The sequence below is a fragment of the Actinoplanes sp. NPDC051494 genome (genome assembly GCF_044454705.1).
Classification (GTDB): Bacteria; Actinomycetota; Actinomycetes; order Mycobacteriales; family Micromonosporaceae; genus Actinoplanes.
This window is the reverse complement of the sequence record NZ_JBITDZ010000003.1, coordinates 289814-303589: the sequence shown is the minus strand read 5'-3', so window position 1 is coordinate 303589 and position 13776 is coordinate 289814. Positions and strand designations below refer to the sequence as shown.

Sequence of the window (13776 nt, the reverse complement as noted above, 5' to 3'; positions counted from 1 at the left end):
ACGCACCAGCGATCTGACTAACGCACCGACGTCTCGACGAACGGCGGCTTCACGACCTTCGCCTCGATCCGCCGGCCGCGGACGTCGATCTCCACCAGGTCCCCGTCGGCGATCCCCGGGGCCGTGTCGAGCAGCGCCAGCGCGATACCGACCTTCTTGGTGGGCGAGAACGTCCCGCTGGTGGTCTCCCCCACGAGCTCGCCACCCGCGTACACCCGCATGTGGCCCCGCGGGATGCCGCGGCCGGTCAGCTCCAGCCCGCGCAACGACCGGCGGGGTTTCGCGGCCTTCTCCGCGACCAGCACGTCCCGGCCCCAGAACGCCGGCTTGGACCAGCCGACCGCCCAGCCGGAACGCGCCTGCACCGGGGTGATCTCCAGCGAGAGTTCCTGACCGTGTAACGGGTAGCCCATCTCGGTGCGCAGCGTGTCCCGCGCGCCCAGCCCGCACGGGCGGACCCCGGCCTCGACCAGCGCGTCCCACACCCGCACCGCGTCGTCCCACGGCACGACCAGCTCGTAGCCGACCTCGCCGGTGTAACCGGTGCGGCACACGATCAGCTCGGCACCGCTCAGCGACGCGGTCGAGAACGACATGTAGTCGTGCTCGACCGGCAGACCGAGGCCCTTGACGATCGCGGGCGCGTCCGGCCCCTGCACGGCCAGGACCGCCCAGGACCGGTGCTCGTCGGTGACGGTGATCCCGTCCGGCGCGGCCAGCGCGAGCCGGCGGACCACCTCGGCGGTGTTCGCGGCGTTCGGGATCAGGAAAACTTCCGACGGGCTGATGAGATAGACGATCAGGTCGTCGACCACCCCACCGGACGCGTCGTCGCAGCACAGCGTGTACTGCGCCTGGCCGGGCCCGATCCGGCCCAGATCGTTGGTCAGGCAGGCGTTGACGAAGTCCGCCGCGCCCGGGCCGGAAACCCGGGCTTTGCCCAGGTGGGAGACATCGAACACACCGGCGGCCTCGCGCACGGCGGCGTGCTCGCGCAGGACGCCCCCGCCCGCGTACTCCAGGGGCATTTCCCACCCGCCGAAGGCGGCGAACTTGGCTCCGAGGGCGGTGTGGCGCTCGTGCAGCGGCGAGCGAAGCAGGTCGTCGGACATGAGTGGCAACTTACCCGTGACCTTGCATGTGGTTAGCATCGGCGGGACACCACCGCCGTCCGGCGCGACCCGCACCGGACGGACCACGCCGCCGGGGCGCTCCACCCACAGCCCCGGCCCAGCGATCGCGGAGAGCCTGAGTGACCCACCCCGCCCCCTCATTGAGCCTGGCCGACGGCGACCCCGCCGAACTGGCCGTCGACGCCCTGGTCATCGGGCTGCACAGCCAGCCCGACGAGGGCGGCGCCCTGCTGCCCGCGGCCGGTGCCGAGAGCATCGCCGCCGCGTTCGACGGGAAGCTGACCGCGACGCTCGCTCTGCTCGGCGCCACCGGCGCCCCCGGAGAAGTGACCAAGCTCGCCACCCTGGGCACCGTCGCCGCCCCGCTGATCGTCGCCGTCGGTCTCGGCGACGAGCCGACCGGCTCCGCCCCGGCCACCGAGACCCTGCGCCGGGGCACCGGTGCCGCCGTCCGCGCCCTCGCAGGCAGCGGCACGGTCGCCCTGGCGCTGCCCGTCCCCGACGACGCCGACGCCCCGGCCGTGCTGCGCGCCATCATGGAGGGCGCGCTGCTCGGCTCCTACAAATTCGCCGGTTACAAGACCAAGCCGCAGCCGGCCCGCCGCAACCCGGTGGAGGCCCTGAAGGTCATCGTCGCGGACGCCGGTGACACCGCCGCCCTCGCCGAGGTCACCCGCGCGGAGATCGTCGCCAAGGCCGTACGTCTCACCCGGGACTGGGTCAACATGCCCCCCAACGAGCTGCGGCCGCCCACGTTCGCGGACGCGGTCGCCGCGGCCGCCGAGGGCACCGGCCTCGAGGTCGAGGTGCTCGACCTCGAGGCGCTCAAGGCCGGTGGCTACGGCGGTATCGTCGCGGTCGGACAGGGCTCCGAGGCGCCCCCGCGCCTGGTCAAGCTCTCCTACACGCCGCAGGGCGTGGAGAACCCCAAGCGGGTCGCGCTGGTCGGCAAGGGCATCACCTTCGACACCGGCGGCATCAGCATCAAGCCGTCCGCCGGCATGTGGGAGATGAAATCGGACATGGCCGGCGCGGCCGCGGTCGGCGCGACCCTGCTCGCCGTCGCCGCGCTCAAGCCGGACGTCGCGGTCAGCGGCTACCTCGCCATCGCCGAGAACATGCCCTCCGGCACCGCCTACCGCCCCGGCGACGTCATCACGATGTTCAACGGCAAGCGCGTCGAGGTCCTCAACACCGACGCCGAGGGCCGCATGGTCCTCGGCGACGGCATGGCCCGTGCCTGCGCCGACGGCACCGACTACCTGTTCGAGACGTCCACACTGACCGGCGGCCAGGTCATCGCGCTCGGCAAGCGCATCGCCGGCATCATGGGCGACCCGGAGACCTCCGAGCGGGTCAAGGTGGCCGGCGACCTCGTCGGCGAGCCGGCCTGGCCGATGCCGCTGCCGGACGACGTCCGCAAGGGCATGGACTCCGACATCGCGGACATCAGCCAGGTCAACGCGAGCATGGACCGCGCCGGCCACATGCTGCAGGGCGGCGCCTTCCTGCGCGAATTCGTCACCGAGGGCATGCCGTGGGCCCACATCGACATCGCCGGGCCCTCGTACCACACCAGCGAGCCCACGGGCTACTGGAGCAAGGGCGGCACGGGCGTCCCGGTCCGTACCCTCCTCGCCCTGATCGACGACATCGCGGCCAACGGCTGATCACCAGCTTTCCCGAGCGCCGTCCGGCTTCCTGCCGGGCGGCGCTCATTTCATCGGTACGCAGTGCCGACCGCGCCGCTCCTGCCGTCCCGGCCTCATCGCGCCGCTTCCGGGCATATCCCGGTGGTCCCGGATGGCTCTCTCACCCTGGGACTTGCAGCGCGAGAAAGCCTAAGGACGCCGCTTCCGACGCTCGTTGTAATCCCGCATACGCTGCGGGTAACCCATCAACCGGATGTCGTAGATCGGCATGGCGAGCTGATGTGCGAACCGGCGGGCGCTCTCCGGAGAATCGATCCGCCGACGGGTCCACTCACCGTCGTGCGCGATCAACAGGATCGTCGTCTCGGTCACGGTGGTCCGCGGCTCGATATAAGCTTCGACACCACGCCGCGAACGCACGAACTCGGTCAGGTACTCAAGGTCTTCCCGGGTCGCGGGCCGGCCGCTGGTGCGGACGTTCTCCTTGCGCCGCCGGAACCACGCCACTGCCGACTCCTCTTCGGATGAGCCGGCTCCTTACAGGCCGACTGCCGCCAAGGGTACCCAGTGCGCACGTGTCGTAGGGCACCTGACTGCATCGATTGGTTCATCGAGTGACAAGATGGGCTGGATAGCTGTGACCGTTTCCAACATGTGACCCATGTGGCAACGGATGATCTCGCGACAGGGCGATCTGGGAGTAGACGTGAGCCAGCCTGGCGAAACCTTCGACATCGTGATCCTCGGCGCCGGTAGTGGCGGGTATGCGGCCGCTCTGCGTGCGGCCGAGCTGAACCTCTCCGTGGCGCTGATCGACAAGGCGGAGCTGGGCGGCACCTGCCTGCACCGCGGATGTGTGCCGACCAAAGCGCTCCTGCACGCCGCGGAGATCGCCGACCAGACCCGGGAGAGCGAGCAGTTCGGCGTCAAGGCCGACCTGATCGGCATCGACATGGCCGGCGTCAACGCGTACAAGGACGGCGTGATCAGCCGCCTGTACAAGGGCCTGCAGGGCCTGCTCAAGCAGGACAAGATCACGGTGGTCCAGGGCGAGGGCAAACTCGTCGCCAAGGACGCCGTCGAGGTGAACGGCCGCCGCTACGTCGGCCGCAACATCATTCTCGCGACCGGCTCCTACTCGCGTTCGCTGCCCGGCCTCGAGGTCGACGGCAAGCGGGTGCTGGCCAGTGAGCACGCACTCAAGCTCGACCGGGTGCCCACCTCGGCGATCGTGCTCGGCGGCGGCGTGATCGGCGTCGAGTTCGCCAGCGTGTGGAAGTCGTTCGGCGCCGACGTGACGATCCTGGAGGCGCTGCCCCGGCTCGTGGCCGCCGAGGACGAGGAGATCTCGAAGGCGGTCGAGCGCGCGTTCCGCAAGCGGAAGATCAACTTCAAGGTCGGCAAGCCGTTCGAGAAGGTCGAGCACACCGAGAACGGCGTGCGCGCGACCATCGCCGGCGGCGAGACCATCGAGGCCGAGATCCTGCTGGTCGCCGTGGGCCGTGGCCCGGTGACCCAGGGCCTGGGCTTCGAGGAGCAGGGCGTCACGCTGGACCGCGGCTTCGTGATCACCAACGAGCGGCTGCACACCGGCGTCGGCAACATCTACGCCGTCGGCGACATCGTGCCCGGCCTGCAGCTCGCGCACCGCGGCTTCGCGCAGGGCATCTTCCTCGCCGAGGAGATCGCCGGGCTCAACCCGGTCGTGATCGACGAGGCCGGTATCCCCCGCGTGACGTATTCCGACCCCGAGGTCGCCTCGGTCGGCATCACCGAGGCCAAGGCCAAGGAGAAGTACGGCGCGGACAAGGTCACGTCGTACAACTACAACCTGGGTGGCAACGGCAAGAGCCAGATCCTCAAGACCCAGGGCTTCATCAAGCTGGTCCGGGTCAACGACGGACCGGTCGTCGGTGTGCACATGGTCGGCGCCCGCGTGGGCGAGCTCGTCGGCGAAGCGCAGCTGATCACCAACTGGGAAGCTTTCCCGGAGGAGGTCGCGCAGCTCGTGCACGCCCACCCCACGCAGAACGAGGCTCTCGGCGAGGCGTTCCTCGCGCTCGCCGGCAAGCCCCTGCACGCACACGCCTGATCATGATCCGTACGCAAGCGGTTAAGGAGTTCTGAGAATGCCGGTATCGGTCACCATGCCGCGGCTGGGCGAGAGCGTCACCGAGGGCACCGTCACTCGCTGGCTCAAGCAGGAGGGCGAGCGGGTCGAGGCCGACGAGCCGCTGCTCGAGGTCTCCACGGACAAGGTCGACACGGAGATCCCGTCGCCGGCCGCGGGCGTGCTGTCCCGCATCGTCGTCGGCGAGGACGAGACGGCCGACGTCGGCAGCGAGCTGGCGGTGATCGCCGGTGACGGCGAGGACGCCGGTTCCGCCGCCCCGGCCCCCGCCGCCCAGCAGGAAGCCGAGCCCGAGCCCGAGCCCGCCGCGCCGACCACCCCCTCGACCGAGAAGCCGGTCGAGGAGGAGGCTCCCGCGCCGGAGACCGCCGCTCCCACCGGTGGCGGCGAGGGCACCGCGGTGAAGATGCCCGCCCTGGGCGAGAGCGTCACCGAGGGCACCGTCACCCGCTGGCTCAAGCAGGTCGGCGACACCATCGAGGTCGACGAGCCGCTGCTCGAGGTCTCCACGGACAAGGTCGACACCGAGATCCCGTCACCGGTCGCCGGCACGGTCCTCGAGATCAAGGTCCCCGAGGACGAGACCGCCGAGGTCGGCGCCGACCTCGCGATCATCGGCACCCCGGGCGGCGCCCCGGCGTCGTCCCCGGCTCCGCAGCAGAAGGCGCCCCAGCAGGAGGCTCCCAAGCAGGAAGCCCCCCAGCAGGAGGCCCCCGCGAAGCCGGCCCCGCAGCAGGCTCCCGAGCCGAGGATCGAGTCGGCGCCCGCCCCGTCCTACCAGCCCGGTGAGTCCTATGCCGACCCGTCGGTCGAGGCCGAGCAGGGCAAGAGCGAGCCCGCCCCGGCCCAGGCCACCGCGCCCGCCGCCGAGACGGTGCGCAGCAACGGCGCCGGCGACGCCGGTTACGTGACGCCGCTGGTCCGCAAGCTCGCGACCGAGAAGGGTGTCGACCTGTCGGCGCTGACCGGCACCGGTGTCGGTGGCCGCATCCGCAAGCAGGACGTCATCGAGGCCGCCGACAAGGCAGCCGCGGCGAAGGCGGCGGCTGCCGCTCCCGCCCCGGCCGCTCAGGCCGCTCCCGCGGCGACGGCGAGCAAGGCACCGGCCGCCAAGCCGGAGCCGAGCCCGCTGCGTGGCCGCACGGAGAAGCTGACCCGCATCCGGGCCACGATCGCCCGGCGCATGGTCGAGTCGCTGCAGGTCTCCGCGCAGCTCACCACGGTCGTCGAGGTCGACGTCACCAAGATCGCGCAGCTGCGTCAGCGCGCCAAGGCCGACTTCCAGGCCAAGCACGGCGTCAAGCTGTCGTTCCTGCCGTTCTTCGCCCTGGCCGCGGTCGAGGCGCTGCGTCAGCACCCGGTGGTCAACTCGTCCATCGACCAGGAGGCCGGCACGGTCACCTACCACGACGCCGAGCACCTGGGCATGGCGGTGGAGACGCCGAAGGGCCTCGTCGTCCCGGTCATCAAGGACGCCGGTGACCTCAACCTGGCCGGGCTGTCCAAGCGGATCGCGGACGTCGCGGGCCGCACCCGGGACAACAAGATCAGCCCGGACGAGGTGTCCGGCGGCACCTTCACGCTGACCAACACCGGCAGCCGGGGTGCGCTGTTCGACACCCCGATCATCAACCAGCCGCAGGTCGGCATCCTCGGCACCGGCGCGGTCGTCAAGCGCGCCGTGGTCGTCGACGACCCGAACCTGGGCGAGCTGATCGTGCCGCGCTCGATGGTCTACCTGGCGCTCTCCTACGACCACCGGATCGTGGACGGCGCCGACGCCGCCCGCTTCCTGGTCACCATCAAGGAGCGCCTCGAGGCCGGCCAGTTCGAGGGCGACCTCGGGCTCAGCTGAGATATTTCCCGCAGGAAGGGGCGCCTTTGGCGCCCCTTCTCTGTTTTGAGTGGCTTCTAGATCGGGAATGATGGTCGGTATGCGGATCCTCATGGCCGGCGCGTCCGGGTTTCTCGGCACCCTTCTCACGGAGCGGCTGAGTGCGAGCGGGCACGACGTCGTCCGGCTCGTCCGGCGCCCGGCCAAGGGGCCCGGTGAGGCGACGTGGCAACCCCGGCAGGGGCAGGTGGACCCGGCCCTGCTGGTGGCCGCCGACGCCGTGATCAACCTGGCCGGTGCCGGGGTCGGCGACAAACGCTGGACCGCGCACTACAAGAGCCTCATCCGCAGCAGCCGGGTGGACACCGCGGGCACGATCGCCCACGCGATCCGCAAGCTGCCCGCCGAGGACCGCCCCGCGGTGCTGCTGCAGGGCTCCGCCGTCGGGTGGTACGGCGACACCGGCGACCGTCAGGTCACCGAGGAGGCCCCGGCCGGTTCCGGGTTCCTCAGCGACGTGTGCCGGGTCTGGGAGGCCGCCGCCCGGCCCGCCGAGGACGCCGGGGTCCGGGTCGCGCTGCTGCGCACCGGCCTGCCGCTGGACCAGCACGGCGGGCTCCTCAAGCCGCAGATGCCGCTGTTCCGCCTCGGCGCGGGCGCCAAGCTCGGCGGCGGCAAGCAGTGGGTGCCGTGGATCTCCCTGACCGACTGGCTGGACGCGGTCGAGTTCCTGCTGGAGCGCGACGACCTGGCCGGCCCGGTGAACCTGGTCGGGCCCGACCCGGCCACGAACGCGGAGTTCACGAAGACGCTGGCCAAGGTGCTGCACCGGCCCGCGCTGCTGCAGGTGCCGGGGATCGCCCTGCAGATCGCGCTGGGCGGGTTCGCCGACGAGGCGCTGCGCAGCCAGCGGGTCCTGCCGGGGGTGCTGGAACGCGCCGGCTTCACCTGGACCCACCCGACCCTGGAGTCCGCGCTGCGGGCAGCGGTCGGCGAGCAGACCCCCGCGGCCGCCTGAGGCGCCCGTCACGGGGGTCGAAAACGCATGGGACGGGGGCGGACACCCAGGCAGCCTTGCTAACCTCCCGCTGGTGTCCGTCGTCGAGGCAGTCCCGTCCGAGTCCGCCGAGCCCCCGGCGTCGTCCCCGACCACGCGGCAGCGCCTGCGGGCGTGGCGTCCGCAGCTGACCGTCGCCCTGATCTCGCTGACGCTCGCGGTGTACGAGACGAGTGGCCTGTGGCGTGACCCGCTGGGCCGCGTGCTGGCCGACAACAAGGGCGACCAGGCCTGGTTCGAGTGGCTCATGGGCTACGGCGTCTACACGCTGGGCCACGGGACCGACCCGTTCTACACCACGATGATGAACGCCCCGCTGGGCGTGAACCTCGCGGCGAACACCTCCGTCACCGTGTACACCACGCTCTTCGCGCCGCTGACCTTCCTGGCCGGTCCGCAGGTCACCTTCGTGACGATCCTGACGCTCAACCTGGCCGGCTCGGCGTTCGCGTGGTTCCTGTTCCTGCGCCGCTTCCTGGTGCGCAGCACGGTCGCCGCGGCGCTGGGCGGCATCTTCATCGGCTTCGCACCCGGGTTCGTTTCGCACGCCAACGGCCACCTGAACTGGACGGCGGGCTGGGTCCCGGCGGTGGTGCTCTGGTCCGTGCTCAAACTGCGCGAGCCGGGCCGGTGGCTGCGCAACGGCCTGACGCTGGGGGTCCTGCTGGCGATCGGGTTCTCCGTCGCCGCCGAGGGGCTGTTCTTCACGGCGCTGGCCAGCGCCGTGTTCGTGACCGTGTGGTCGCTCGCCCCGCCGACGTGGCGCGAGGCCCGCGACGCCGCCCCGACGGTGCTGGCCGCGCTGACGACTGCGGCTGTGGTCGCCCTCGGCATCCTGAGCTACCCGCTCTACATGCACTTCGACGGGCCCCGCACGTTCACCGGCACCGGCTTCAACCAGTACCACTACGCGGAGTCGCTGCGGTCGTTCGTCGAATACCCGAACCTGTCGATCGCCGGCTGGCTGGGGCTCGGCACCGACATCGCGCCCAACCCCACCGAGGAGACGTCGTACTTCGGTCTCTTCCTGATGATCCTCGTCCCGGTGGGCATCGTGACGCTCTGGCGCCGCGCGGCACCCGGCCGGCGCTCGACCCTCGCCGCGCTGAGCACGGTCGGCGTGGTCTTCCTGGTGCTGTCGCTGGGGCCGGGGCTCAAGATGACCACGGCACTGATCGGGTACGACCTGCCGTACGCGGCGCTGATGCACCTGCCGCTGTTCGACTCCGCTTTGCCGGCCCGGCTCGCCCTGGTGGTGACCTGCGTGATCGGCATCGTGCTGGCGCTGCTCACCGAACGGCTGCTGACCGAGCCGATGCCGTCGGTGGCCGCGCACACCGCCTGGGCCGCCGGGTTCGCGGTGGCGCTGCTGCCGCTGGTCCCGCTGCCGGTGCCGACGGTGTCCCGGGTGCCGGAGCCGGCGTTCATCGCCGACGGCATCTGGCGCGACTACGTCAGCGACAACGGGGTGATGAGCGAGCTGCCGTTCGCCACCACCGACATGGCGGACGGGCAGCGCTGGCAGGCTTACACGATGGCGCGGGGCGGGAAGCAGTTCCGCATCCCCGCCGGGTATTTCCTCGGGCCGGGCGGACCGGACGGCATCGGCCAGATCGGGGCGAAGTTCCGCGCCACCGACTGGATGTTCTTCCAGGCGGCCTACTACAACTACCGGATGCCCGTCGACGACCGCACCCGTGAGCAGGCCCGGGCGGACTTCGACTACTGGGACGTGGAGGCGCTGTACCTGCCGGACGAGATCACCGGATCGCATCAGCCGCTGTACCGCACCGCGGTCGAGACGATCGCCCGGGACCTGCTGGGCGAGCCCGAACAGGTCGGGGACGTGCTGCTGTGGCGCATCCGGCCCGGCCTCGACCCGGCCACTTCGTTAACACCGCGTTAACCCCCGAAGCCGTGTCCGAACAGGATGTGTCCAACGCGAACGAGCCTGCTACTTTGCAGCTCGTGTCCGTAGCAGAAGCCGTTCCCGAGGTGATCGCGGCCGATCCACCAGCCCCCGCGCAGGCGTCCCGCGGCAGCCGTCTCGGCCGGCTCGTCGACGTGGTCTACCTGCTGTTCTGCCTCGGCGCCGGCTACTGGGTGACGTCCCAGGTCTGGGCCGACCCGGCGCGCCGCAGCGTGCAGTGGAACGGCAGCGACCACGCGTTCTTCGAATGGCTGCTCGGCTACGGCGTCCAGATCGTGCGGCACGGCGCCAACCCGTTCTACACCGACCTGCTGAACAGCCCGGTCGGGGTCAACCTGGCCGCCAACACCTCGATCACGGTGCTCGCGGTGCTGTTCGCGCCGCTGACCTACGTGGCCGGGCCGCCGATCACGTACGTGACGATCCTCACCCTCAATCTCGCGATGTCCGCCGTCGTCTGGTACGCGTTCCTGCGCCGGCACCTCGTCGAGCACCGCGCCGCGGCCGTGATCGGCGGGCTCTTCCTCGGCTTCGCCCCGGGCTGGATCTCGCACGCCAACGGGCACCTCAACTGGACCGCGGGCTGGCTGGTGCCGGCGATCCTCTGGTGGGTGATCCGGCTGTACACCTCGCGCCGTTGGATCCTCAACGGCCTCGTCCTCGGCCTGCTCGTGGCGGCCGGCTTCACCGTCGCCGCCGAGCTGCTGTTCTTCACCGCGGTCGCGACGGCGGTGTTCATCATCGCGTGGGCGCCGTCGCGGGCCACGTTCACGCCGGCGATGCGGGCGGCACCCCGGGCCTTCGCCGCGCTCGCGGTATGCGCCGGTGTCGCGGGCACGCTGCTCGCCTACCCGCTGTACATGCACTTCTCCGGACCCGGTTCGTTCAAGGGCACCGGCTTCCTGCAGGGCAACTACGTCGAGGACGCCGCGTCGTACTTCTCGTACCCGGAACGGTCGATCGCGGGTTTCCTCGGCTATCACCGCGGTGACCTGGCCGCCAACCCGTCGGAGGCCGCGTCGTTCTTCGGCCCGGGGCTGCTGGTGCTCGTCACGATCGGCACGGCCGTGCTCTGGTGGCGCGCGGACCGCGCCCGCAAAGCGCTGCTGCGGGCGCTGACCGTGGTCGGGCTGCTCTTCACCGCGCTGTCGCTCGGCCCGCACCTCAACTGGTACGGCACGGTGTACGACAACGTCGAGCTGCCCTACGGCGAGGTGATGGACCTGCCGTTCTTCGACTCCGCACTACCCAGCCGGCTCGCCCTCATCGTCGTCTGCGTGATCGGTGTCACGCTGGCCCTGCTCGCCGACCGGGTCTTCACCCGCCGCGGGCACCGGTTGTGGTCGCGCGTCGTCTGGGGCGCCGCGTTCGCGGCCGCGCTCGTCCCGATCATCCCCACCCCGCTGATGACCGACCCGCGCTCGGCCGAACCGCGGTTCATCGCCGACGGCACCTGGAAGCAGTACGCGAAGAACCGCGACGTGGTGACCGCGCTCCCGTTCGCCAGCAACGCGGCCATCGACGCCCAGCGCTGGCAGGCGTACACGATGGCCCGGGGTGGCAAGCAGTTCGAGATCCCGGACGGCTACTTCCTCGGCCCCGGCGGGGAGAACGGCACCGGTCGCCTCGGTGGCCCGTCCTACTACGCCAACAACACGTTCCTGCGGGCCGCCCGGATCGGCTACCGGGACAAGGTCGACAACTTCGACCGGGCCCGGGTCCGCGAGGACCTGACGTTCTGGAACGTCAAGGTCATGTACATCCCCGACGAGATCAGCGGCCCGAACGGGATCCTGTTCCGGGCCGCCCTGGTCAACACCGTGACGGAGCTGTTCGGACCGGGCGAGCGGGTCCAGGACGTCCTGCTCTGGCGGGTCCGGCCCGGCATCGACCCGCAGTCCTTGCCGGGCGACGGCGGCGAGGGCTCCGACGGCTGAGCGGGCCGGGCTACGCTGACGGGGTGACGACTTCCACGCTGCAGGTCCTTCGTCCGGGCCTGGTCGACTACCGCGAGGCCTGGGACGAGCAGCGCCGGCTGCACGAGGCCGTCGTGGCCGGCACCCAGCCCGACACGATCCTGCTGCTCGAACACCCCAGTGTGTTCACCGCCGGCAAACGCACCGAGCCGATGGACCGTCCGATGGACGGCACCCCGGTCGTCGACGTCGACCGCGGCGGCAAGATCACCTGGCACGGCCCGGGGCAGCTCGTCGGCTACCCGATCGTCAAGCTCCCGGACCCGATGGACGTGGTCGCCTACGTCCGCCGCATCGAGCAGCTCCTCATCGACGTGTGCGCCGAGTTCGGCGTCACCGCGGAACGCGTCGAGGGCCGCAGCGGCGCCTGGGTCCGGGCCGACGACCGCGGCCCCGACCGCAAGGTGGCGGCGATCGGCATCCGCGTCGCCCGCGGCGTCACCCAGCACGGCTTCGCCATCAACGCCGACTGCGACCTGGCCAACTACGACCGCTTCGTCCCCTGCGGCATCCGCGACGCCGGCGTGACCTCGCTCTCGGCCGAGCTCAACCGCCCGGTCCCGGTCGCCGACGTCCTCCCGGTCGTGGAACGCCACCTCCCGACCCTGCTCTGACCGCCCCGCCCGCTCTGACCGCCATGGGCGACCGGCCCGCTCTGGGCGACCGGCCCGCCCGGCCCGCTCTTCGGCGATCGCCGCCCGGCCGCTTTGTCGCGCGGCCGGGCGGCGGCCTTTTCTACGGCGTCACGCGGTGCAGGTCGCGGGGGAACGCGGTCACTTCCCGCACGTTCGCGGCCCCGGTCAGGCGCGCCACGAAACGTTCCAGGCCGATCGCGAAACCACCGTGCGGCGGCATCCCGTACCGGAAACCGTCCAGATAGCCACTGATCCTCTCCGGTGACGGCGCCACCGCCAGGTAGTCCTCGTGGCGGTGCAGCCGCTGCCCGCCGGTCACCAGCTCCAGCCCCCGGAACAGCAGGTCGAAGCTGTTGCTCCAGCGCGGGTCGGACGGCTGCGGGTGGGTGTAGAACGGCCGTTTCGCCATCGGGTACCCGGTGACGAACACGAAGTCCGAACCGTGCTCGCGCAGCGCCCACTCCCCCAGCGCCCGCTCGTGGGCCGGCGCGAGGTCGGGCTCGTCGTCCGGCGCCCCGGCGATCCGCAGCGCGTCGGCGAAATGCACCGCCGGGATCTCCGGCGGCACGACCGGCACGTCGACGCCGGTGCGGGCCGACACCGTCGCCACCATCCCGGCGACCACTGTGGTCAGCACCGCCATCACGTCGCGGTGGTCCTCGATGAAACCGAGCTCCGCGTCGAGCGACGTGTACTGCGCGAGATGCCGGGCCGTGTCGTGGGGTTCCGCCCGGAAGACCGGTCCGACCTCGTAGACCCGTTCGAAGACGCCGACCATGAGCTGCTTGTAGAACTGCGGCGACTGGGCCAGGTAGGCGGGACGGCCGAAGTAGTCGAGCGTGAAGACGTTCGCTCCGGACTCGGTGGCCGTACCCACGATCTTGGGGGTGTGGATCTCGACGAACCGCTGTTTCTCCAGCGTCTCCCGAAAACCCGCGGCCGCGGCGGCCGACACCCGCAACGCCGTCGCCCGCGACGGATGACGCAGGGCGAGAGCAGCATGGTCCAGCTGGGTGGCCATCGTCGCGCTCAGCGCCGGTCGATGCAGGTCGAACGGCAGCGGTACGGGCGCGGCGCCGCTCAGAGCCCGTACCGAAGGCTCGGTCAGCTCGACCCCGCCCGGAGCCGCAGCGTTCGCGGTGACCGTGGCCGTGACCTCGATGACGGTTTCCTCCGGGAGCGTCCCGACCAGCGCGCGCACCGCGGGGTCGGTGATCACGACCTGGCTCAGTCCGGCGGCGTCCCGCACGATCAGGAAGGCCACCGACTTGAGCAGCCGGCGGCGGTGTACCCAACCGGCGACCGTCACGGTCCGGTTCTCGTGGGTCGCCAGTTCGGTGGAGAGGATGCGTTGCATGGCTTGGTCCTCCTCGGGTGTCAGCAACGCGGCCCCAGGGAGGTGTGGGCGAGCGGGATCCTCGCGGTGCC

Annotated in this window: 10 protein-coding genes; 7 read left to right on the top strand and 3 right to left on the bottom strand. The window is 71.1% G+C overall.

Going from position 1 to position 13776, the window contains the following annotated elements:
* Positions 1-17: 17 nt before the first annotated feature.
* Positions 18-1112, bottom strand: coding sequence for a glycine cleavage system aminomethyltransferase GcvT (gcvT, locus tag ACIA6A_RS13925; protein ID WP_396097947.1), 1095 nt, complete (start codon positions 1110-1112; stop codon positions 18-20).
* A 140-nt stretch (positions 1113-1252) separates the two neighbouring features.
* Between gcvT and ACIA6A_RS13920 the strand changes: the two genes are divergently transcribed.
* Complete coding sequence (locus ACIA6A_RS13920; protein ID WP_396097946.1) at positions 1253-2803, top strand: leucyl aminopeptidase; 1551 nt, start codon at positions 1253-1255, stop codon at positions 2801-2803.
* 171 nt (positions 2804-2974) lie between these two features.
* Here the strand turns inward: ACIA6A_RS13920 and ACIA6A_RS13915 are convergent, their stop codons facing one another.
* On the bottom strand, positions 2975-3292 hold the full coding sequence (locus ACIA6A_RS13915; protein WP_396097945.1) for a hypothetical protein: 318 nt from the start codon (positions 3290-3292) through the stop codon (positions 2975-2977).
* Between the two features lie 166 nt (positions 3293-3458).
* Here ACIA6A_RS13915 and lpdA point away from each other — a divergent pair, with 166 nt between their 5' ends.
* From lpdA to lipB, 6 genes are all read left to right on the top strand, one after another.
* On the top strand, positions 3459-4877 hold the full coding sequence (lpdA, locus tag ACIA6A_RS13910; RefSeq protein WP_396097943.1) for a dihydrolipoyl dehydrogenase: 1419 nt from the start codon (positions 3459-3461) through the stop codon (positions 4875-4877).
* Between the two features lie 37 nt (positions 4878-4914).
* Positions 4915-6771, top strand: coding sequence for a 2-oxoglutarate dehydrogenase, E2 component, dihydrolipoamide succinyltransferase (gene sucB / locus ACIA6A_RS13905; RefSeq protein WP_396097942.1), 1857 nt, complete (start codon positions 4915-4917; stop codon positions 6769-6771).
* Between the two features lie 79 nt (positions 6772-6850).
* Complete coding sequence (locus tag ACIA6A_RS13900; RefSeq protein WP_396097941.1) at positions 6851-7768, top strand: TIGR01777 family oxidoreductase; 918 nt, start codon at positions 6851-6853, stop codon at positions 7766-7768.
* A gap of 73 nt (positions 7769-7841) precedes the next feature.
* Positions 7842-9713, top strand: a complete 1872-nt coding sequence (locus ACIA6A_RS13895) for a DUF2079 domain-containing protein (protein WP_396097940.1) — start codon at positions 7842-7844, stop codon at positions 9711-9713.
* 62 nt (positions 9714-9775) lie between these two features.
* Positions 9776-11674 (top strand): DUF2079 domain-containing protein, encoded by a 1899-nt coding sequence (locus ACIA6A_RS13890; RefSeq protein ID WP_396097939.1) that lies wholly within the window; start codon positions 9776-9778, stop codon positions 11672-11674.
* Positions 11675-11697: 23 nt separating this feature from the next.
* Positions 11698-12327 carry a lipoyl(octanoyl) transferase LipB gene (gene lipB / locus ACIA6A_RS13885; protein WP_396097938.1) on the top strand — a complete coding sequence of 210 codons (630 nt, stop codon included), beginning with the start codon at positions 11698-11700 and terminating at the stop codon, positions 12325-12327.
* 121 nt (positions 12328-12448) lie between these two features.
* Here lipB and aspS read toward each other — a convergent pair whose 3' ends face one another.
* Positions 12449-13705 (bottom strand): aspartate--tRNA(Asn) ligase, encoded by a 1257-nt coding sequence (aspS, locus tag ACIA6A_RS13880; protein WP_396097936.1) that lies wholly within the window; start codon positions 13703-13705, stop codon positions 12449-12451.
* Between the last annotated feature and the right edge of the window lie 71 nt (positions 13706-13776).